The sequence below is a fragment of the Xenorhabdus siamensis genome (assembly GCF_037996745.1).
Lineage (GTDB): Bacteria > Pseudomonadota > Gammaproteobacteria > Enterobacterales > Enterobacteriaceae > Xenorhabdus > Xenorhabdus indica.
The window spans coordinates 127,182-149,836 of the sequence record NZ_JBBMXE010000003.1; the positions used below are offsets into that span (position 1 = coordinate 127,182).

Genomic DNA, 22,655 nt, shown 5'->3' on the forward strand with positions numbered 1-22,655 from the left:
TGAGGACATAAAATCCCTACAATTTTACATGATGATAATAAATTGATACTTAATGATTAATTATGCTGAGATCCATAGGGTATATACAACGCTCAAAAACTTCACGCTCTTCATCCCGTAAAGTCAAAACCTTGAAACCATCATGAGTAACCAAAACAGTATGTTCAAACTGAGCTGATAATCGACGATCTTTTGTTGTCACTGTCCAGCCATCCTTATGCAATTTGATCTCTTTTTTCCCCTGATTAATCATCGGCTCAATTGTGAAAGTCATACCTTCTTCCAATACAACCCCTTCACCAGATCTGCCATAGTGCAAAACCTGAGGCTCTTCATGCATATTGCTGCCTATCCCATGACCACAATATTCGCGTACAACGCTATAATTATTCGCCTCGGCGTGCTGCTGTATTGTCTGCCCGATATCTCCCAATGTGACCCCCGGCTTTACAATCTTGATCGCTTTATACAGACACTCCTGCGTCACATCTATCAAGCGCTTGGCATGAGAAGCGACTTCGCCGACACAAAATGTGACACTACTATCGCCGTAGTACCCATCTTTTTTAACCGTCACATCCACATTGACAATATCACCATTTTTCAGTTTCTTATCTGATGGCCAACCGTGGCAGACAACATGATTAACCGATGTATTAGCAGTATAGGGAAAGCCATATTGCCCCAAGCTACCGGGAGTTGCTCCGAGAGTATTAACAATATAGTCATGACAAAATGCATCTATTTTCAAAGTTGTTATTCCCGGAGTGATAATTGGCCGGACAGCTTCAAGCACCTGCCCGGTCAAACGCCCGGCGATCTCCATTCGTTTTATTTCTTCTGCATTTTTTATCAATATATTATTGCTATTTTTCATTTGTTTTCTCTTATTTTTCAGTACGTAGGATTACGCCCTTAATAATGCCCTTGCATCAGTGAATAACTCAAGCTATTTATTAAAATTTGTTCGCATTATCATTATGTACATTTCATACTGTAATGTCGTTTTCCAATACTCAATATACTTACTTATCAGTATCAATTATCCAAGCAATTAAGGGCGAAAAATGGAAAAGTTTTATCAGTTAAAGATTACACTTACGGAAACAAAACCTGCTATATGGCGTCGTTTCATTGTTCCATCCAATATTTCACTGGATAGATTACATGATGTAATTCAAATCGTTATGGGATGGGAAGATAGCCATTTACATGAGTTTATTTTTAATTCTAAACGCTTCACTGAAATGCCGGAAGAGCCAGGAGAAGGTCTGGAAGAAGGGAAATTCAAACTTGATTCACTTATCAAGCGTAAAGGAAGCAAATTCATTTATCTTTATGACTTTGGCGATACCTGGGAACATGAAGTTTTATTAGAAAACAGTAACTATTCTCCCGAAGAATTACCTATGCCGATCTTCTGCCTTGAAGGTGAACAAGCCTGTCCCCCCGAAGATTGTGGCGGAGTCTACGGCTATGTAGATCTGATTAATATTCTTAAAGATCCTACTCACGGTGAGTATCAGGAAATGTTTGAATGGGTTAATGGTGATACTAAAATTTCTCCGGATAATGTTTTTTCTCCTGAAAAATATTCTCCCGAAGAAATAAACAATATGCTGGCTTTATATTACCGCTGGTCGCGGGATCGTTATTTTCCACTGTTTAAATAAATAAGTTAGTCATATAACTTAATTACTGGCTTTTGCTGTTTTATCTCAGAAATAAAATAGCAAAAGTCTTTCATTTATTACATGCTTTTTCGGTCTGCCTCGCAAATTTATACAAAACGCTAAAATTCGGCTATGTCTTCCATTGTGACATAATTAGCATAGCGTATGATTACTATTAATTTTTTTTACCAATAGTCATTACAGGGAAAATAAGATGATTAACATAGGTTTTTGGAATTGTGGGTTAACACCATTAAAACATTCAAAAACAACTTATGAAAAAGTTACTGTTGCATGTGATGTAATATTTGATCTACTAACAAATTCAGATAATAAATCTGATATACTTATTATTTGTGAAGTGAATGAAGAATCAACTCAAGGAATTATAAGGCATCTAAGCAATGATTATAAGATAAACCGAGAATTACATATTGAACCCTGCATCTTAAAAGCTTCAACCCGTTCCAGTTTTGACATGTGTATTATTTACGCCAAAGAAAATTTACATATAGAATCAATTAAGGTAATAAAATATAATACACTTCATCCAACGGAAGAAGAGTTAGAGTATAAAGATGTTACATCGATTATAATAATCAAAAAATAGATCACTTACCCATTTTTCTTACCATTGAAAGGTAAAGGAGTTATTATGGAAAATTTAGAAAATAAAATAAACACAATCATTGATGAAGGATTAATTAAAAACAAAGAAAAAAACAAATAAAAGAAAATGTAGAAAAAATAGTTTCTACATTCGGTAAAGTATTGAATGAAAAAATATCTGGAATCAAAATAAAATCATCTCCAAGCAAATATAAAAATTCAATCATTGTATTAATGGAAGCAATAGAAGAAAGCATTAATAGCAACAAAGACATTACAAATCCATATATGCAGAATGTCTATATCAGCAATGATAAAGAGATGATAACATCACCTATATTTTCATGGGAAATAACATCAGATGGAGAAGTTGTTATCAAAGAAGATGGAAGTATTACATATTGTGCTAATGAAGAAGATATTATAGAAACTATTGGAAATATTATTAAAAACAGCCCCAAATTTTGGAGTGCAGTTAATAAACTAACCAAAAGGGATCCCTTATCTTCTCCGTAACATTCTGAGGCGTCATGTATAATATGTGTCACATGTCGCCTATTGCTTAACCTGCCAAAATCCTGTTCTTTTGCACCAACCCGAATTAAATGACCATTTTCCTGCAATACTTTTATACTCTTTCTGCCGTGCGGCGGCTTACTTCCAACTTGTCAGCCAATTGATAACTCTGCCATTCCAGCAATTTCTCATAAGCTAATATGGCATTGCGTACCTGCTGAATATCTTTTGCAGGGGCCAGAACACGTTTCCCATCCATAATAGCCGTCACTTTCACTTCCTCTTAAATCTGCCAAGCTATAAATAAGAGTAGTCAATATATCACAACGTTATATAAGGGATAACTATGAGCGCTTCAGAATATCGTAGTGGATGTTTATGCGGCAATATCAGATTTATTACTACAGGGATTCCAGTCAATCCTCATACCTGTTCATGTACTATGTGCCAAAAACACTCTGGAGCATTGATGCTCTGTTGGGTATACGGAATAGCATATAGTAACCCCCTATTACTGAAATATCTCCGTTTTAGCTAAATCATCCGCCAATTCCTGACTCAGATATCCTTTGTCGCCGTAAAGAGAACCCGTGAGATCTTTTGATAATTCGCGTACAGGCTCCCTATCATCCACATTACCCGGGGTCACTTTAAGCGCTAAAATTTCGCCCAGATGGTTAATAATCAGGTGTAATTTGAACCCATAGAACCATCCCATTGAGGTTTTTCCGCGTTGCGCTATGCCCTGAAAGACCTTATGACGAGGAATACGGATGTTATGACAAACGCGCAAACTCGTGGAGTCGATAAAAGCAATGCCTGTCGGTTTTCCTTTTAATTGAGTCAGATAACTGGATAAGGGGACCAAAACGGACGGGGCAACGCTGATAAAACGGGTATAACTGAGCAAGGAGGGGAAGTCGCGGTGATGGTATTGCCAGATATGCTCCAAATAAAAGTTTTTAAAATCACGGTAATGCGACCGCTGAAAGAGGATTAAAATTGTCATGATTTCACTGGGATACATGCGGCCTTGTCTGCGGCGCAGGCGGTATCCGTTATCGAGACAAAACTGCGCCCACTGGGGGATGAAAAGACGACAAAAGTCGTCGACATCGCAGAAAATTTCAACTAACTTGTCCATGGCCTGTTCCTCCCCGGAGTCGTTTTAGGCTTTCACCAAAACTTTGCTCCTGGAACAGGCCTCTCGTCAATTTCTTATCCAGAATTCAGGTTATAGTAGCAACAGAAACCCAAATCCCTATCTTGAACAAGGATAGGCATTACAATTAATCTCTCATGACAAATTTCAATTAAAACTTGCAAAAACAGCAGGAGCATAACGGTATACATAGCAAAATGATTTAAATCGAGCAGCTTCGCAATCTTGTTTAATAGTCAGAAAATCTGATACATTCCCGATTACAATCTTGATACCCTACCCTACAACTCTTGCTCTTTATGTAAGCAATCGAATCCACAGATGAATCACACAGATTATCAGTGATAAGATAGTGTTTTCGCCCAGCATGAGGTTCATTAACGTTCTATCCTTAGCTGATTATATTTAGGTTTTGTCATTTCGATGGGTTGACTGAGTGTCGATAGCCCAACCGAGTCAACAGGAATAAAAAATTGAATCAAATCAATATGAAAGAATCTCCAGCAAAGGATATAGATAGCCATACCCCGATGATGCAGCAGTATCTGCGACTGAAAGCGCAACACCCGGACATTCTACTGCTTTACCGTATGGGGGACTTTTATGAGTTGTTCTATGACGATGCCAAAAAGGCGGCAAAGTTACTGGATATTTCGCTGACTAAACGTGGGCAATCCGCAGGCCAGCCAATTCCAATGGCAGGAGTTCCTTATCATGCAATCGAAAACTATCTGGCAAAACTGGTTCAACTCGGTGAGTCTGCGGCAATATGTGAGCAGGTTGGTGATCCTGCTAACAGTAAAGGCCCTGTAGAACGTAAAGTTGTACGTATCGTAACGCCGGGTACTGTCACTGACGAAGCCTTGCTGCAAGAACGTCAGGATAATCTTCTGGCGGCTATCTGGCATGACAGCCAGGGGTTCGGTTATGCTACTTTGGATATCACTTCTGGCCGCTTCCGTGTTTCTGAAATAGCTGATGAGGATACCATCTCAGCAGAGCTTCAACGTACTCGCCCGGCAGAATTACTCTACCCTGAAACTTTCAGTCATATGGCACTGATTGAACGCTGCCACGGTCTGCGTCGCCGCCCAATGTGGGAATTTGAACTGGATACGGCAAGACAGCAATTGAATTTGCAATTTGGTACTCGTGACCTGATAGGTTTTGGTGTGGAAAAAGCTACGCTGGCGCTGCGGGCTGCGGGATGTCTGCTGCAATATGTCAAAGATACTCAGCGTACTGCTCTGCCGCATATCCGCAATATTACGATGGAGTGTCAGCAAGAAACTGTCATTATGGATGCTGCAACCCGCCGTAATCTCGAATTGACCCAAAATCTGTCGGGAGGCACTGAAAATACGTTGGCTTCTGTGCTGGACCAATGCGTAACGCCAATGGGCAGCCGCATGCTGAAACGTTGGCTACATACTCCGATCCGTAACAAAAACATATTGGAAAATCGCCAGCAGGCGATTTCTGCACTCCAGGAAATCGGCTTTGAGCTACAACCGTTTTTACGTCAGGTTGGTGACTTAGAACGTGTACTTGCCCGCCTCGCTCTTCGTTCTGCTCGTCCCCGTGATCTGGCAAGAATGCGTCACGCATTCCAACAATTACCTGATATTCACCAAATTATGTCCTCCTCTGATTCGCCTTATATCCAAGTATTACAACAGCGTATCGGTCATTTTGATGAGTTACAAACACTGTTGGAAAAAGCGATTGTCGAAACACCTCCGGTTCTGGTACGTGATGGTGGAGTGATTGCAACTGGCTATAATGCTGAATTAGATGAATGGCGGGCATTGGCAGATGGGGCCAGTGATTATCTTGACAGACTGGAAATCCGCGAACGCGAAAAGCTTGGTATTGATACCCTGAAAGTCGGCTTCAATGCCGTGCATGGTTACTATATTCAGGTCAGCCGTGGACAAAGCCATCTCGTACCGATTCATTATGTACGTCGCCAAACCCTGAAAAACGCAGAACGTTACATTATTCCTGAACTAAAAGAATATGAAGATAAAGTCCTGACTTCTAAAGGTAAAGCGCTCGCTATCGAAAAAGCACTGTATGAAGAACTGTTCGATTTATTGCTCCCACATCTGGCTGCGTTGCAAACCAGTGCGGAAGCTCTTTCAGAATTAGATGTCCTGGCAAACCTGTCTGAACGCGCTGAAACATTGAACTATACCTGCCCGATCCTGACTGATAAAGCCGGGATACAAATCACGGGAGGTCGTCATCCGGTTGTTGAGCAGGTGCTCAGTGAACCTTTTATTGCAAACCCATTAACGCTTTCATCGCAACGTCGCCTGTTAATCATTACAGGGCCGAATATGGGGGGTAAAAGCACTTATATGCGTCAGACAGCCTTAATTACGTTATTGGCATATATCGGCAGTTTTGTTCCTGCTGAAAAAGCCGTAATTGGGCCTGTAGACCGTATTTTCACTCGGGTAGGGGCTTCTGATGATCTGGCTTCAGGACGTTCAACCTTCATGGTAGAAATGACCGAAACTGCCAATATTCTGCATAACGCAACAGAGCATAGTCTGGTTCTGATGGATGAGATCGGGCGTGGTACATCAACTTACGACGGTCTTTCCCTCGCCTGGGCTTGCGCTGAAAATCTGGCTAACCGCATTAAAGCAATGACGCTGTTTGCTACTCACTATTTTGAATTAACGACACTACCCGAAAAGCTCGAAGGTGTAGTTAATATCCATCTGGATGCTGTTGAACATGGCGACACCATCGCTTTTATGCACAATGTTCAAGAGGGTGCAGCCAGCAAAAGTTACGGGTTGGCTGTTGCTTCACTGGCAGGGGTCCCCCGCGATGTTATCAAACGAGCACGCCAAAAATTAAAAGAACTGGAGTCGCTTTCCAATAACGCAACAGTAGGTTATGTCGATACACCGCAATTGACGCTACTGACAGAAGAAACTTCTCCAGCGGTTGCAGCATTGGAAAATCTGAATCCGGATTCCTTGACACCACGCCAAGCATTGGATTGGATTTATCGTTTGAAAGACATGGTGTAACAAGGATATTGTATAAAAATGACATGGGGTAAAAATGACGGGCTTACAAATGAAACGTGATATCAACCTGTTAGAGCCAATTTATCAATTTTTACAGTGTGAGACACCGGATCAATGGGTAGAAAAAGCACGACAACCGGAAAATCTTCCGGTTTTACTGCGTGATCATCTTCTGTGTGAACTAAAAGCAGCTCAAAGCGCAATGTTCCTGATCCGCAGATATGCTGTAGATCCTGCAAGTGCTGACACTTTGCTGGCATGGTTTAAACCCTATGAGGATTTTGCCTATAAAAAAATTGGCGATATTCATTCATTGAAAGGCAAAAGTCAGGTTACCAAGCAAATTACAGCACGGGAAAAATCCCCCTATGGTCAAGAGCTGATTGATAAAATGGTGTTGTTGATTAAAGAAGAACTACACCACTTTTATCAAGTGCTGGAAATTATGGATGCCAGAGGAATCAACTATGACAGCATTAGCGCCAGTCGTTATGCCAAGTCATTATTTCAGCATATCACGAACCATGAGCCTTACACGTTGGTAGATAAGTTGATTATTGGGGCATATATTGAAGCTCGCTCTTGTGAGCGTTTCGCGAAACTGGCTCCTCATCTGGATGAAGAGTTGGGTAAATTTTATATTTCCCTGCTGCGCTCTGAAGCACGCCATTATCAGGATTATTTAATGCTGGCTCAATCTATTTCTAAAGAAGACATTACCGAAAGAGTGAAATATTTCGGTCAAATTGAAGCTGAACTTATTCAGTCACCAGATCCTGATTTCAAATTCCATAGTGGAATACCTATAAATAGTTACATTAATATCAATAGTGATTTCGCCAGAAATTATGATGTGCCAGTAAATTAACTAAATAATAAATAAAAAGGTGAGCTAATAAGTCCACCTTTTTATTCAATTATCTTTCAAGTTACAGCTTTTTCAGCCATACCTTGAATTCTATTAGACATAAAAATTAAGTACGAAATAATGATTCAATGTTCAAGCCCTGGGTGTGCAGAATATCTCTAAGACGACGCAACCCTTCCACCTGAATCTGACGGACTCTTTCCCTGGTTAACCCAATTTCTCGCCCGACATCTTCCAATGTTTCCGCTTCGTATCCAAGCAAACCAAAACGGCGAGCCAGAACTTCACGTTGTTTTGCATTCAACTCAAACAACCATTTGACAATACTTTGTTTCATATCATCATCCTGAATAGTTGTTTCTGGCCCTGAATCATTCTCATCAGATAAAATATCCAATAACGCTTTATCTGAATCCCCACTCATTGGCGTATCAACGGAAGTAATACGTTCATTAAGCCGCATCATACGACTTACATCATCAACTGGCTTATCCAGTTTTTCCGCTATTTCTTCAATAGTTGGCTCATGATCCAATTTATGAGCCAACTCTCTGGCAGTACGTAAATAAACATTTAGCTCTTTAACGATATGAATAGGCAAACGAATCGTTCGAGTTTGATTCATAATAGCCCGTTCAATTGTCTGGCGGATCCACCAAGTTGCATAAGTGGAAAAACGAAAACCTCTTTCAGGATCGAATTTTTCTACTGCTCGAATAAGACCAAGATTACCTTCTTCAATCAAATCCAAAAGTGCCAACCCTCGGTTGCTATATCTGCGGGAGATCTTAACTACCAACCGCAAATTACTTTCAATCATGCGCTGGCGTGCAGCAATATCTCCCCGCAATGCGCGTCTGGCGAAAAGAACTTCTTCCTCTGCTGTCAACAAAGGAGAAAAACCAATCTCTCCGAGATAAAGCTGTGTTGCATCAAGAATCCGCTGGTTTACTCCTTGCAACAAATCCAAATCTTCATCAAGACTAGTTAAATCATCCTCGTCTTTCAGCAACGCTTCATCAAAGTCATCGGCTTCCATGCCACTTTCGTCTAAATCCGCCTCTTCATACAACTCATTAACTTTAAGCGTACCTTGGCTCATCAGCTGCTCCTACCCATGATAATGCGGACAGGAGTTCAGGTTCCTGCCCCGGTTTATCGCTGCGGAAGATAACGCAGCGGGTTTACGGATTTTTCCCTGTATCTAATCTCAAAATGCAATCTTACTGAACTAGTTCCGGTGCTACCCATAGTGGCGATTTTTTGCCCTGCCTGTACTTCCTGCTGATCCCGCACTAACATAGCATCATTGTGAGCATAGGCACTCAGGTAGTCATCATCATGTTTTATTATTATTAGATTTCCATATCCGCGTAGTGCGTTTCCGGTGTAAACAACTTTCCCATTAGCGGCCGCAAAAACGGGTTGGCCACGACTCCCCGCAATGTCAATACCTTTATTCCCACCCCGAGAATCTGAGAAACCTTCAAGAATCTTTCCTTCCGCAGGCCATTTCCAATTATTGATCGCCTTACTCGCATTTAAACCTGTCTCTGGTGATGCTTTAGAGGCGGCATTGTCGCTATCAGAAACTGTCACTCTTGGCAACATCTTTCTAGGATTCTGCCTATCAATATTTGCAGGATACGCATTACCTTTTTGAAAATCAACCTGCTCAATTTTAGATTGAGTACTATTTGATGCTATTAATACACCATTCTTGGAGTTTACATTGCCAATTCTCAGGACTTGACCAACATTTAAGCTATAAGGTTCTGAAATACCATTTATGTGAGATATATCACGAAAATCCTTACCAGTAATCCACGCAATGTAAAATAAAGTGTCTCCATGTTTAACTGTGTAAGTATTGCCGTTATAACTGCCTTTAGGAATGTTCTCATAGTTGCGGTCATAGACGATCCCCTCTTGTTGAGCAGGCGTATTGCCAGCATGATTCACTGGATATCTATTATTTGAAGCACGATGTTCTATTGGCCGATTTGTAGAAATGACAGGGGGAGAAGATGGCATAGGTCTCGAAACCGATGGACTCCGGGAGGATATTATTCCGTTTTTTTCCTGATTATCCACACTCACTATTGGTGCAGGACGGCTCGTTGTATTACTACAACCTGTCAGAATGACTCCCATAATAACGCAGGTTATTATCCACTGTATTTTTTTCATTAAGTTTCCTACTTTCATACCTTATTCCCCCATAAAGGCAAATATAAGTGATAAGCATGATGATTTATAAAGAAATTTAGATGTACAAAAATATTTAAAGCAAAATACTTTTTTTATCTCAAAAATGACGGCTAATTTAAAAATAGCGGCAAAAAAATATAAATCAGCAGATTATGCCAGTTCGCCTTGGATCAGAGGTACGAAACGAACAGATTCGATTACTTCACTATGAAAATCGTTCCCATAGCGACGTACCACTTTTAGCGACTGAGAACGCTCACCAACTGGCAATACCATCACGCCGCCATCTGCTAGCTGATGTAATAGTGCCTGTGGTATTTCTGGAGGTGCTGCTGTGACGATAATGGCATGAAATGGTCCCTTTGACGGCCAACCATTCCAGCCATCCCCATGGCGGGTTGAGATATTATGCAAATCGAGTTGTTTTAGCCTGCGCTTAGCCTGCCACTGTAACCCCTTAATACGTTCTACGGAGAAAACATGCCTGGCTAAATGGGCAAGTATAGCCGTCTGATAGCCAGATCCCGTTCCAATCTCCAACACATTAGATTCAGGTGTCAAATTCAGTAGCTCAGTCATACGAGCAACAATATACGGTTGAGATATAGTCTGCCCAGATCCAATAGGCAATGCTGTGTTTTCATACGCCTTATGCGCCAAGGCTTCATCAACAAAGCATTCCCTGGGAACTCTGGATATCACATCCAACAGGTGTTCGTTCTGTATTCCCTGCTGGCGCAATTGTGTCAGCAAATTTTTCATTAACCGACTTAACATTCTCCCATTTCCCCGACTTTCAACAACCAATCAGCGACCAATTCCTGTGCTTTATAGGCTGTCAAATCTACCTGCAAAGGAGTAATGGAGACAATTCCTTCTTCTACCGCTGCAAAATCTGTTTCCGGGCCAGCATCACGCTTTTCTCCCGGAGGCCCTATCCAATAAAGCATATCGCCCTTGGGATCTTCCAGAGAATAAACTTCTTCAGCCGCACTTCGGCAACCACATCGTGTTACCTTAAACCCTTTAATTTGCTCAATAGGTATATCAGGCACATTGATGTTCAGAATATTACCGGCTCTCAAGGGGAATTTTTGTAACAGATTCAACAAATGTACAGTAACTTCTGCTGCTGTGTCATAATGTTTGTCACCATCAAGTGATACAGCAAGGGCAGGTAACCCTAAATGACGCCCTTCCATTGCAGCAGCAACTGTACCGGAATAAATGACATCATCACCTAAATTGGGGCCGCAGTTGATCCCTGAAACCACGATATCCGGGCGAGGGCGAACTAACTTATTGATCCCCAAGTAAACACAGTCTGTCGGTGTTCCTTCCCGAACTGCAACATCACCATTATTCAATACGCTGATACGCAAAGGACGATCCAACGTTAAAGAATTCGACGCACCGCTACGGTTACGATCAGGTGCAATAACTTGCACCTGATATTGTTCCCGCAATTTAGCCGCTAAAGTTTGAATACCCGGCGCAGTGACACCATCATCATTACTTAGCAATATCCGCAGCATTAAAATATCTCATTGATTTTAATTGTTAAAACATAGAATGATACTGTAACTTTCCCTATCCATTGTCCTATTTTTATGGTGTAACTTACGCCCGGACAAGATCAGGATTGTCAGAAAATCGTTTGATCTTAGCATGAGGCAACCCGTTTTGTAGAGTGCTTTGCATTCAGCCTGTTTAAATAAGAAAATACTTACCACAAAGTAAGTATGTACTCACTTTCATTAAAACACCTGTCTCTGTATGGCGATGCAATACAATATTAAGTCCTTCTTTTTTCTATGGGAATGATAAAAGAGCGAGTGATGACAGCAAATTGTTCATCTGTTACAGAAAATTGATATGCCCCTGACTGAAATAGTTAAATTATCTATCGATATAATAAACAAAGAATCCGTAGAAAAAATAAAAGAAAGTGTATTTACATTTACTACTTGGAAAGGAAATAAAATTCCAGTCATATCGCTAACCCTATGACTGGAAATAAGTGAAGGGAATCAGAAATAAAAAGTCATTATTCAGCAATATCGGCAGTATTATTTTGATCCTGATTAATCAATTCCCTGACAACACTGGTTGCAAAACTACCTGATGGCAAAGAAAAATGAAGAGTGACAGTTTGGTCATCCTGCCATTCCCAACGCAGATTAAGTGGTTTCACCAACATCGCCCTGCGAGCGCTTTCTACACGTTCGCGCTTAACCAATGCCCACAGTGATCCGTAATCTTGTAAACATTGCTGTTCAAAATCCAGAGCCTGATGCTGTGTCCCCAATGCCTTGTCTCCCGGCAACGGAGCGGTGATCTGTAACTCCCCATCTATAACCCGCTGCTGTAGCACAGCCAGTTCAGATCCGTCAGCCACAAACCAACTACCACGCCCTGTTAACTGTAATGCGTCACCATGTTGTACCTGCTGATGCTCACCCTGTGCAATACGTATGCTGGTAATGATATTAAACATAGCACTGCGGCAAGCAGAAAGGTAAAAGCTACGGCGATTGCGTTCTTTAACCTGTATTTCATTTTCTGCCCAACGCTGTGCCTGAATCAGATTCTGCCCATCACGCCCGAAACGCTGTTCACCAAAATAATTAGGAACACCTGTCTGAGCTACCAGTTGCAAGCGTTTTTCCACTGATTGCCGATCAGAAACTTCTCTTAAAATCAGTGTAAAGTCATTACCTTTCAATGCACCAATACGTAGTTTGCGTTTCTGGCGAGCGGTGGACAATATTTCACACCCTTCAAGCTGGAATGCGGTTAAATCGGGATCTTGTTTTCCCGGCAGATGCAAACAGAACCACTGTTCAGTCACTGCGTTACGATCTTTTAAACCCGCATAGCTGACAGAGCGTGTTGATATTTTGGCAAAACGAGCAAGATGATCGGCAACAAACTGAGTGTTACATCCTGTCTTACGGATATGTACCATTAAATGTTCGCCTTCTCCACCAGGAGAAAAACCTAAATCCTCACGAACAATAAAATCTTCTGGTGCTGCTTTAACAACTCCGGTTGCTTCCGGGCAATCATAAAGCCAATGTAATTCACGCAATACCATGCTTATTCCTTCACCAATAAAGCCACGGCTTCACAGGCAATACCTTCTTTACGCCCAACAAATCCCAGTTTTTCAGTAGTTGTTGCTTTAACGTTAATATCATCCATATGACATTCAAGATCTTCTGCCAGATTAACCCGCATCTGGGGAATATGGGGCAACATTTTAGGTGCTTGCGCAATAATTGTGATATCAAGATTACCAATCCGATAACCTTTTTCACGGATACGCCGATAGGCTTCTTTCAGCAATTCACGGCTATCTGCACCTTTAAAGGCCGGATCAGTATCTGGAAACAATTTCCCGATATCGCCCAAAGCGGCAGCCCCCAACAGAGCATCAGTTACAGCATGTAAGGCAACATCACCATCTGAATGTGCAATCAATCCCTGCTCATAAGGAATACGGACGCCGCCAACGATCAATGGCCCTTCTCCGCCAAATTTATGTACATCAAAACCGTGACCAATTCTCATACGCTATGTTCCTTTGATTTTCGGGATAGATAAAACTCAGCCAATGCCAGATCTTCAGGTTCGGTCACTTTAATATTGTCCGTTCTTCCTTTAATCAGTACTGGACGATGGCCGCAATATTCCAATGCTGAAGATTCATCCGTAATGCGGGCTTGCTCTGAAAGCGCTTTAGTCAAGCAATCACGTAATAGCTGTAAAGGAAATAACTGCGGAGTTAACGCGTGCCAAAGGCCATTACGATCAACGGTACGATCAACAAATAATGGATTTGCCGCAGAGATTTTTTCTGTCGGCAAAACCAGCATACGTTTCATTGTGTCCCTGACGGGAGCTGCCAGTAATCCACCACAAAACGATCCACCATAAAACGATTCACCATAAGACAAGCCGTCACACATGGCAGGAGAGGTCAAGTTTTTATCGACCAATTGCAGTAAGTTATCAAGGTCATCCCGATGTAAACAAGGACGAGCTGCATCATGGACTAAAACCCAAATTGAGCGTTCCGGTGAAAGTTCTGACAAATAATTCAGCCCCGCCAGCACAGAATCAGCACGCTCATCACCACCAATAACGGTTGTGATACGCGGATCAGAGGCAATAGCCAATTGGTTAAATTGCGTGTCAGCAGGATTCAGCACAATAACAATTTGCTGTATACGAGGATGTTCAAGCAATACAGACAACGTGTGCTCAATAATGGTTTTTCCCGCAACATTAATATATTGCTTCGGGCATTCTGATTTCATCCGACTACCAATACCAGCAGCCGGGATCAAGGCAACTATTTCAGTCATAAAGTTAAATCAATCATAAAAGTATCTGCGGGATAATGAAGAGCGGGTACTTTATTTGCGTTATTGTTCACTATTCTGTCCCAAGACATTTTGCCCCAATGTATTTTGTCCTAAGGTATTTTGTCCTAAAGCATTGCGACTCACAGATTGTTGCGAGTTTTGTTTCGCTGTATCGGGCACCATGCGATAAAAAGATTCGCCCGGCTTAATCATACCTAATTCATTGCGGGCTCGTTCTTCAATTGCTTGTTGACCGCTTTTCAGATCTTTAATTTCAGCAAATAACTGGTCATTACGTGACTTAAGGAAAAGGTTGTCTTTCTCTTGTTTTTCAACCTCATCTTTAATTCGCACATAATCGTGGATACCATTCTTGCCGAACCACAGCGAATACTGTAGCCAGCCAAGTAAAACCAGTAATAGTAGCGTTAGTTTACCCATTTCCGCCCCCAGAAAAACCCGCTAATCATCCCATAACTCAAAGAATGACGCCACTATCACAAACTGGCTTCTGAAATGTGATCACAAGACATAATAGAAAAGTATTAATTGAAATGAGTGTAGAAACACATCACCTCGCCTGCAATAATGTGTGTCTACTCTGTTTGGAGAATGGGAAATTTAAATGAGAGATCAAATTGTCACAATATAGCGATCATTGAGTGCAAGAAGCAGTTTTTCCATCAATAATTCAATGCCTTGCGAACCATCCAAATAAATATCAGGCTGTTCTGGTGCTTCATAAGTCGCATTAATTCCGGTAAAATTCGCAATTTCCCCGGCTCGTGCTTTTTTATATAAACCTTTCGGATCACGGGATTCACAAATCGCCAGAGGCGTATCTATAAATACTTCAATAAATTGACCAGACTCCATTGATTGGCGTATTTTTTGTCGCTCAGCCCGGCCAGGAGAAATGAATGCCGTCAATACCACCAGCCCGGCATCAACCATTAATTTCGCAACTTCTCCCACACGCCGGATATTCTCCTGTCTGTCAGCCTCAGAAAACCCCAGATCACGGCACAAACCGTGACGCACATTATCACCATCTAACAAATAGGTTTTGATCCCCTGCGAGAATAGAATCTGCTCCAACATTCCCGCCAGCGTGGATTTCCCTGAACCTGATAACCCGGTAAACCAAATAACCAAAGCAGGATGCCCATTAACGGCTTCCCGCTGTTTTCTGCTTACATCATGTGTATGCCAGACAATATTATTAGTGGCAATATCAGAAAAGGTATCAGTATTTTCGACCTGAGCCATTTATTTTCCCCCCAATAAATCACGAGCTCCCCAGTGCGGGAAATGGCGGCGTACTAAGCGATTGAATTCCAGTTCAAACTCACTGTACTCTTTCGGCTCTTGATAGACATCGGTCTGAATTTCACGTACCAATCCAGCACCAACAGTAACATTAGTCAAACGGTCAATCAGAATGATACCGCCGGTATCCGCATTTTGTTGGTAACTGTCGAGAAGCAATGGTTCATCAAATGAAAATTCCACCAGCCCAATGGCATTCAGCGGCAACTCAACCGCAACTTTTTGTGTCAGGTTATTAATATCTACCTGATATTGCACATTATCAATTTTGGCACGACTCTTTTTACCAGCTACCTTGATATCCAGACTTTGTCCCTGAATCAGCGGTTTTTCTGACATCCATACAACATCCACCAACGCATGATGAGCGACAATGATTTGATCTTCAACCGCAACCAAAAGGTCACCACGGCTGATATCTATTTCATCTTTTAGCACGACGGTGATCGCTTCCCCTGGCACAGCAAAAGGTAAATCACCGTCGAAAGTGACGATCCGCTCAACCGTTGAAACTCTGCCTGATGGCATTACTTTGATTTTCTGCCCCTGACGTAAAATTCCTGATGACAACGTACCGCTGTAACCGCGAAAATCCAGATCAGGGCGATTGACATATTGCACCGGAAAACGCAATGACTGCTTCGCAACATCTTTATGTACATCCACCGATTCAAGAATATTCAGCAACGTTTCTCCGGTATACCACGGCATATTTTCACTGCTGCTGACAATATTATCCCCTTCCAGCGCAGATATAGGGACAAAATAAATATGCAAATCGGCAGGCAATTGCTCAATGAAATGTAAATAATCCTGTTTGATCTGAGCGAAAATCTCTTGTCTATACTCCATCAGATCCATTTTATTCACTGCCACCACCAGATGACGAATACCCAACAGCGTACTGATAAAGCTATGGCGGCGGGTCTGTTCCTGTACTCCTTTTCGCGCATCTATCAGTAAAATCGAAAGATCACAGGTTGACGCTCCTGTTGCCATATTACGGGTATATTGCTCATGTCCCGGTGTATCCGCGATGATAAACTTGCGTTTTTCAGTGGAAAAATAACGATATGCAACATCTATGGTAATCCCTTGTTCCCGTTCAGCCGCAAGGCCATCCACTAAAAGCGCCAGATCTAACTTCTCCCCCTGTGTCCCCAACCGTTTACTGTCACTTTGCAAAGTCGCAAGCTGATCTTCATAAATCTGGCGTGTATCGTGCAACAAACGACCAATCAAGGTACTTTTACCATCATCTACACTGCCACAAGTTAAAAAACGCAATAATCCCTTTTCCTGCTGTGCTTTCAAATAGGATTCAACACCACCCTGCTGTTTGATTTGATTGGCGATGGATTCATTATGTGCAAGTGTCGGCATATTCTTCCCTCCTCAAAAAATAATGCTATGCCTTTAAAAATAACCCTGACGTTTTTTCAGCTCCATTGAACCAGATTGATCACCGTCAATAAGCCGGCCCTGCCGCTCACTGGTTGTTGATATCAACATTTCTTCGATAATCTCCGGCAATGTTTCCGCTTCCGATTCCACAGCACCCGTCAAAGGCCAACATCCCAACGTCCTGAAGCGAACTTTGCGCTGACTGATAACTTCACCTGATTTCAAATCGATACGATCATCATCAACCATAATCAATGTGCCATCACGCTGAACAATTGGACGAGGTTTAGCAAAATAGAGAGGAACAATATCTATCTGTTCTAAATAGATGTATTGCCAGATATCTAACTCCGTCCAGTTAGATAGCGGGAATACACGGATACTTTCACCTTTATTAATCTGGCCGTTATAGTTACGCCAAAGTTCCGGGCGCTGATTTTTGGGATCCCAACGATGGGAACGATCACGGAAAGAATAGATACGTTCTTTGGCACGGGATTTTTCTTCGTCACGCCTTGCACCACCAAAAGCGGCGTCAAATCCATATTTGTCCAGAGCCTGCTTTAATCCTTCCGTTTTCATAATGTCCGTATGTTTTGCACTGCCATGAATAAAAGGATTAATCCCCAGTTCTTCACCTTGCGGGTTACGGTAAACCAGCAATTCAAAGCCATATTTTTCTGCTGTCTGATCGCGAAATTCATACATTTCCCGAAATTTCCAGCCTGTATCGACATGCAGCAACGGAAAAGGCAGTTTTCCCGGATAAAATGCCTTACGTGCGAGATGCAGCATCACCGAAGAATCTTTACCAATGGAATAAAGCATCACCGGATTGGCAAATTCAGCAGCGACTTCGCGGATAATATGGATACTTTCGGCTTCAAGTTGCTGCAAATGAGTCAGTCTTTTTTCTTCCATTGATAATTCCTTATTCTAAATCAACAACAGCGGGGCGATTTACCGGAGCAACAGATTGATCTGGATCTAATAACTTTCTCTGATCTACGGCCTGTTGAGTGAACCATGCTAACTGATGGTGAAGTTGAGCCACCTCTCCTACCACCAGTAATGCTGGTGATGGAGCATCCTGTGCCAATCGTTCCAGTTCGGAAAGCGTTCCGGTTAACACTTGTTGTTCGGAACGAGTCCCACAACCAATCACGGCTACGGGTGTATTGGCATCCCGCCCGTGTGAAATCAGTTTCTGGCTGATCAGCGCTGACTTTATAACTCCCATATAAATCGCCAGTGTTTGATTGCCTCGCGCCAATGCGAACCAGTCCAGTTCATTACCATTTTCACGGCAATGCCCAGTAATAAAAGTGACACTTTGGGAATGTTCCCTGTGTGTTAGGGGAATACCCGCATAGGCAGAAGCACCGACGGCAGCAGTAATACCAGGCACTACCTGAAAAGGAATGCCAGCGGATACGGCAACCTGTAATTCCTCTCCACCACGGCCAAAAATAAAGGGATCGCCTCCTTTCAGACGAACCACTTTTTTCCCCTGATGTGCCAGTTTGACGATCAATGCATTGGTCTCTTCCTGTGCAACTGAATGGCATCCTGCTCTTTTACCTACACAAATTTTATCGGCATCACGGCGAACTAATTCGAGTATTTCGGCGCTGACCAGATTATCATAAAGCACCACGTCTGCTTGCTGGATCACTTGCAGCCCTTTTAAAGTCAGCAAACCCGGATCACCGGGGCCTGCTCCAACTAACGCCAGTTCTCCCCGCTTACTGGTTTGTTTCAGTTGTTCATCGCGCAGTTGCTGATCTAACTGTTCTTCTGCCTGGTGTAACTGCCCATTAGCAACTAATGTGGCAAAACGTCCGTTAAATGCTTTTTCCCAGAAATAACGACGCTGGCGCAGAGAAGTCAAGCTCTGTTTCACCTGATTACGCCAACGACCTGCAATTTCTGCCATCGTGCCGAGATGAAAAGGCAACAGGGATTCCAATTTTTCCCGCAGTAATCGTGTTAATACAGGTGATTTTCCAGCAGATGAAATAGCTACCATAACCGGAGAGCGATCAATAATTGAAGGAAAAATAGCAGAACAAAGTGACTGATCATCTACCACATTAACCAAAATAGCGCGGCGATTAGCCTCTGCAAAAATATATTGGTTTAAATTGTGGTCATCAGTTGCTGCAATTACCAAAAATACGCCATCAAGATAGTCCGTGTGAAATGCTCCCTGTAACCACTCAAGCTCCCCTTTTTGATGGCATTGTTGCAATTCAGGATGTAATTCAGGAGCAACAATTGTTAATGCAGCCCCCGCACGCAATAGCAAGCCAGCCTTACGAGAAGCGACTTCTCCGCCGCCTATCAGTAAAACAGCACGCGATTTCAGTTCAACAAATAAGGGTAAATAATCCACAATGACATGCCATCCAGTGTTCAGTGTTTAATTTCGTAATAATTATCTAAGAAATGAATATATGGAGCTGTGAGGAGGTTATGAAATGTCAAAAAGTAATTATTAGTTCCTGAATCGTATAAGGTAAGTTTTTTAATGGGTTATAAAATTGCAACATGCGAAATATTCAGGAAAAATTGCTGTTCTTTTATTGTTCATTACGCGTTTCTGAAGGGGTTTATTTGTGATAAATATCACACTTTAGGATTATTTTTAGATTCTAAGATCTTTGGAAAAAGTTCTTATTTTTAAAAGCTGAATGAAAAATGGAGTTTATCATCATATCTTACATCTGTTTCACCAATTTATTTAGATGATTCTGCCAGGCTACAGATAAAACACAGCCTTGATTTAATCATTTTTATTTATGATTTGTTTTTTATTTCGCCCTAAAAGCGTTTAGCATTCTTTCTTCGGGTATTCACATAACACACATAAAATACACATAACATAATAAGTGCAACACGGTTATCATTAAAACGAGCTACGCCCTATTGAATAAGAAGCGCAGCTAAGATAAATCAGAAGTATATTCGTAATATCGCCTCACCCTTCGTGCAATCCACATTCACGCTTCAAACCAAAAAAGCGGGTTTGTTCTTCGCTCATACCCGGTTCCCATTTTTGTGTTGTATGGGTATCTCCCACAGAGAGATAGCCTTCTTCCCACAGTGGATGGTATTCAAGACCATGTTGGGTCAGGTATTGATGTACACTGCGGTTATCCCAATCAATAATCGGCAGTATTTTGAAAGCATCACGCTGAACCGCCAGCACTGGCAAATTAGTGCGGCTTTCCGATTGCTGGCGGCGTAAACCAGCAAACCAGGTTTGTGCACATAATGTTTTCAATGCACGGTTCATCGGCTCAACTTTATTGATTTGGTTATAACGCTCAATGCCTTCTATTCCCTGCTCCCACAGTTTTCCATAGCGTGCTTCCTGCCAGGCCGGGCTCTGTTCTGCACGAAATATTTTTAAGTTCAGTTTCAATTTGTCTGTCAGCTTATCAATAAACCGATAGGTTTCCGGGAACAGATAGCCAGTATCGGTCAGGATAACGGGAATATCAGGGTATTCCTGTGTGACCAGATGCAGGCAGACTGCCGCCTGAATACCAAAACTGGAAGAAAGAACAAATTCGCCGGGCAGATGTTCCAATGCCCAGATTACACGCTGACGGGCAGCCAGCAATTCCAGTTGTTGGTTTATTTCAGCAAGCGCTTCCGTGCGCTGCTCAGTATTCAAAATCAATAGCTCAGATAAGCGGAGCTGGTTCATATCGCCTCCTGCCAATCGTAAAAATCAACGGCTGAATTCAATACTGGTTTGATAATGCCAGCGCGGATCAGAAAATCACCAAAAGCTTCATCTTTACTACGTTCTATTGCCCAGCGACTAATCAATTCGTCCAGTATCGTCAAAATCTCGGCTGAAGTGATGTTTTCCCGATACATACGGGGAATGCGGCTGCCATTGCGATTTCCGCCAAGATGCAAGTTATAACGATCAAGCGCTTTACCCACCAGCCCTATTTCTGCCAGCATCGCTCTACCACACCCATTCGGGCAACCTGTAACACGCAGAACGATATGTTCGTGACTGACGCCATGTTTTGCCATCAAAGCATCAACATGATCGACAAAGGCCGGCAAAAAACGCTCAGCTTCTGCCATTGCCAACGGGCATGTCGGAAACGAAACACACGCCATAGAATGGTGACGCAGAGAAGTCACATTGTTATCAATCAGGCCATGTGAGCGGGCTATTTCTTCAATGAGTGTTTTTTCACTTTCGGGTACGCCTGCCACAATTAAGTTTTGATTCGCAGTTAGACGAAAATCACCTTTGTGTATTTTGGCAATTTCTGCAATCCCGGTTTTTAACGGTTTGTTCGGGTAATCCAGTAAGCGGCCATTTTCAATAAACAAGGTTAAGTGCCATTGGTCATCAATACCTTTTAACCAGCCAATTTGATCTCCCCGACCAGTCAATTCATAAGGACGGATCGGTTCAAATTTTACACCCGCACGCTTCTCAACTTCTTGTTTGAAAGTTTCAACACCGACACGCTCAAGGGTATATTTAGTTTTGGCATTTTTGCGATCGGTTCGGTTGCCCCAATCACGCTGTGTTGTCACAATGGCTTCAGCAATCGCTAAGGTATACTCTAGCGGAATATAACCAAATTCACTCGCCAAACGTGGGAATGTTTTCTTATCGCCGTGAGTCATAGCTAATCCCCCCCCCACCAGCACATTAAAACCGATCAGCCGATTATTCTCTGCGATAGCGACAAAGTTCATATCATTGGCATGCAGATCAACATCATTTTGCGGCGGGATCACAACTGATGTTTTGAATTTGCGAGGCAAATAAGTTTTACCCAGGATCGGCTCTTCATCGGTTGTCGCGATTTTTTCTTTGTCCAGCCAGATTTCTGCGTAAGCGTTAGTACGCGGCAGAAGATGCTCCGATATTTTCTTCGCCCATTCATAAGCCTGCTGATGCAACGCAGACTGTACCGGGTTTGAGGTACACAATACGTTACGGTTAACATCATTGGCCGTTGCCAGTGAATCCAGCCCCATTTGAGCCAGTAATTGATGCACTGGTTTGAGGTTGTTTTTTAAAATGCCATGAAATTGGAATGTTTGCCGATTAGTCAACCGGATACTGCCATATAGGGTGTTCTCTGTCGCAAACTGATCAATACCCAACCATTGGCGGGGAGTGATAATACCTCCCGGTAAACGACAACGCAGCATTATGGCATGGCGAGGTTCCAGTTTTTGTTCCGCACGTTCTGCTCTGATGTCACGATCATCCTGCTGATACATCCCGTGGAAACGGATAAGGAGAAAGTTATCGCCTTCAAATCCACCTGTCAGCCCATTTTTTAGATCTTCGCTGATCGTCCCGCGTAAATAGTTACTTTCTAACTTCATGCGTTCACTGTCAGCCTGTTTACCTTCAACAATTAAAGGACCTTGTTTTTCATTGCTCATTGTTTTCATTGCCCGTCGGTT

21 protein-coding genes and 2 pseudogenes are annotated in these 22,655 nt (G+C 42.3%); 6 read left to right on the forward strand and 17 right to left on the reverse strand.

Features of this window, described 5'->3' with window-relative positions:
* Window positions 1-49: 49 nt before the first annotated feature.
* The gene (gene map, locus AAC852_RS03080) at window positions 50-877 is read right to left on the reverse strand and encodes a type I methionyl aminopeptidase (protein WP_340619756.1); all 828 of its coding nucleotides are present in this window, start codon (window positions 875-877) and stop codon (window positions 50-52) included.
* A gap of 190 nt (window positions 878-1,067) precedes the next feature.
* Here map and AAC852_RS03085 point away from each other — a divergent pair, with 190 nt between their 5' ends.
* The 3 genes from AAC852_RS03085 (at window position 1,068) to AAC852_RS03095 (ending at window position 2,798) form a co-directional block, all read left to right on the forward strand.
* Complete coding sequence (locus AAC852_RS03085) at window positions 1,068-1,673, forward strand: plasmid pRiA4b ORF-3 family protein (RefSeq protein WP_340619757.1); 606 nt, start codon at window positions 1,068-1,070, stop codon at window positions 1,671-1,673.
* Between the two features lie 214 nt (window positions 1,674-1,887).
* A complete protein-coding gene (locus tag AAC852_RS03090) occupies window positions 1,888-2,283 on the forward strand; it encodes a hypothetical protein (protein WP_340619758.1) in 396 nt (131 codons plus the stop codon).
* 161 nt (window positions 2,284-2,444) lie between these two features.
* Window positions 2,445-2,798 carry a hypothetical protein gene (locus tag AAC852_RS03095; RefSeq protein WP_340619759.1) on the forward strand — a complete coding sequence of 118 codons (354 nt, stop codon included), beginning with the start codon at window positions 2,445-2,447 and terminating at the stop codon, window positions 2,796-2,798.
* A gap of 133 nt (window positions 2,799-2,931) precedes the next feature.
* Here AAC852_RS03095 and AAC852_RS03100 read toward each other — a convergent pair.
* A pseudogene (locus AAC852_RS03100) lies at window positions 2,932-3,072 on the reverse strand (Fic family protein); the annotation flags it as partial.
* Between the two features lie 72 nt (window positions 3,073-3,144).
* On the opposite strand from AAC852_RS03100, the gene AAC852_RS20150 reads away from it, so the two are divergent.
* Window positions 3,145-3,336: a GFA family protein gene (locus AAC852_RS20150; protein ID WP_479715106.1), complete on the forward strand. Its 192-nt coding sequence runs from the start codon at window positions 3,145-3,147 to the stop codon at window positions 3,334-3,336.
* Here AAC852_RS20150 and AAC852_RS03105 read toward each other — a convergent pair.
* Window positions 3,319-3,942 (reverse strand): annotated as a pseudogene (locus tag AAC852_RS03105) (IS982 family transposase); the annotation flags it as partial. The gene AAC852_RS20150 and the pseudogene AAC852_RS03105 sit on opposite strands and share 18 nt — an antisense overlap.
* A gap of 506 nt (window positions 3,943-4,448) precedes the next feature.
* Here AAC852_RS03105 and mutS point away from each other — a divergent pair.
* Both mutS and miaE read left to right on the forward strand, forming a co-directional pair.
* Entirely contained in the window at window positions 4,449-7,010 is a 2,562-nt protein-coding gene (mutS, locus tag AAC852_RS03110; protein WP_340619783.1) for a DNA mismatch repair protein MutS, read from the forward strand.
* Window positions 7,011-7,044: 34 nt separating this feature from the next.
* Window positions 7,045-7,878, forward strand: coding sequence for a tRNA isopentenyl-2-thiomethyl-A-37 hydroxylase MiaE (gene miaE / locus AAC852_RS03115; protein WP_340619760.1), 834 nt, complete (start codon window positions 7,045-7,047; stop codon window positions 7,876-7,878).
* Between the two features lie 106 nt (window positions 7,879-7,984).
* Here the strand turns inward: miaE and rpoS are convergent, their stop codons facing one another.
* From rpoS to cysI, 14 genes are all read right to left on the reverse strand, one after another.
* The gene (gene rpoS, locus AAC852_RS03120; protein WP_340619761.1) at window positions 7,985-8,980 is read right to left on the reverse strand and encodes an RNA polymerase sigma factor RpoS; all 996 of its coding nucleotides are present in this window, start codon (window positions 8,978-8,980) and stop codon (window positions 7,985-7,987) included.
* A gap of 53 nt (window positions 8,981-9,033) precedes the next feature.
* A complete protein-coding gene (gene nlpD / locus AAC852_RS03125) occupies window positions 9,034-10,086 on the reverse strand; it encodes a murein hydrolase activator NlpD (protein WP_340619762.1) in 1,053 nt (350 codons plus the stop codon).
* A gap of 153 nt (window positions 10,087-10,239) precedes the next feature.
* Complete coding sequence (locus AAC852_RS03130) at window positions 10,240-10,866, reverse strand: protein-L-isoaspartate(D-aspartate) O-methyltransferase (RefSeq protein ID WP_047678639.1); 627 nt, start codon at window positions 10,864-10,866, stop codon at window positions 10,240-10,242.
* Complete coding sequence (gene surE, locus AAC852_RS03135; RefSeq protein WP_340619763.1) at window positions 10,860-11,624, reverse strand: 5'/3'-nucleotidase SurE; 765 nt, start codon at window positions 11,622-11,624, stop codon at window positions 10,860-10,862. Before surE ends, AAC852_RS03130 begins: the two co-directional genes overlap by 7 nt.
* Before the next feature lie 512 nt (window positions 11,625-12,136).
* Window positions 12,137-13,186: a tRNA pseudouridine(13) synthase TruD gene (truD, locus tag AAC852_RS03140; protein WP_340619764.1), complete on the reverse strand. Its 1,050-nt coding sequence runs from the start codon at window positions 13,184-13,186 to the stop codon at window positions 12,137-12,139.
* A gap of 2 nt (window positions 13,187-13,188) precedes the next feature.
* On the reverse strand, window positions 13,189-13,662 hold the full coding sequence (ispF, locus tag AAC852_RS03145; RefSeq protein WP_340619765.1) for a 2-C-methyl-D-erythritol 2,4-cyclodiphosphate synthase: 474 nt from the start codon (window positions 13,660-13,662) through the stop codon (window positions 13,189-13,191).
* A complete protein-coding gene (locus AAC852_RS03150) occupies window positions 13,659-14,459 on the reverse strand; it encodes an IspD/TarI family cytidylyltransferase (RefSeq protein ID WP_340619766.1) in 801 nt (266 codons plus the stop codon). Before AAC852_RS03150 ends, ispF begins: the two co-directional genes overlap by 4 nt.
* 60 nt (window positions 14,460-14,519) lie before the next feature.
* Window positions 14,520-14,900, reverse strand: coding sequence for a cell division protein FtsB (gene ftsB / locus AAC852_RS03155; protein ID WP_340619767.1), 381 nt, complete (start codon window positions 14,898-14,900; stop codon window positions 14,520-14,522).
* Window positions 14,901-15,092: 192 nt separating this feature from the next.
* On the reverse strand, window positions 15,093-15,728 hold the full coding sequence (gene cysC, locus AAC852_RS03160) for an adenylyl-sulfate kinase (RefSeq protein WP_340619768.1): 636 nt from the start codon (window positions 15,726-15,728) through the stop codon (window positions 15,093-15,095).
* Window positions 15,729-17,171, reverse strand: coding sequence for a sulfate adenylyltransferase subunit CysN (cysN, locus tag AAC852_RS03165; protein WP_340619769.1), 1,443 nt, complete (start codon window positions 17,169-17,171; stop codon window positions 15,729-15,731).
* Between the two features lie 33 nt (window positions 17,172-17,204).
* Complete coding sequence (gene cysD, locus AAC852_RS03170) at window positions 17,205-18,113, reverse strand: sulfate adenylyltransferase subunit CysD (protein ID WP_340619770.1); 909 nt, start codon at window positions 18,111-18,113, stop codon at window positions 17,205-17,207.
* Window positions 18,114-18,123: 10 nt separating this feature from the next.
* On the reverse strand, window positions 18,124-19,587 hold the full coding sequence (cysG, locus tag AAC852_RS03175) for a siroheme synthase CysG (protein WP_340619771.1): 1,464 nt from the start codon (window positions 19,585-19,587) through the stop codon (window positions 18,124-18,126).
* 585 nt (window positions 19,588-20,172) lie between these two features.
* Window positions 20,173-20,907: a phosphoadenylyl-sulfate reductase gene (locus AAC852_RS03180; RefSeq protein ID WP_340619772.1), complete on the reverse strand. Its 735-nt coding sequence runs from the start codon at window positions 20,905-20,907 to the stop codon at window positions 20,173-20,175.
* Window positions 20,904-22,634, reverse strand: a complete 1,731-nt coding sequence (cysI, locus tag AAC852_RS03185; protein WP_340619773.1) for an assimilatory sulfite reductase (NADPH) hemoprotein subunit — start codon at window positions 22,632-22,634, stop codon at window positions 20,904-20,906. Before cysI ends, AAC852_RS03180 begins: the two co-directional genes overlap by 4 nt.
* Window positions 22,635-22,655: the final 21 nt, after the last annotated feature.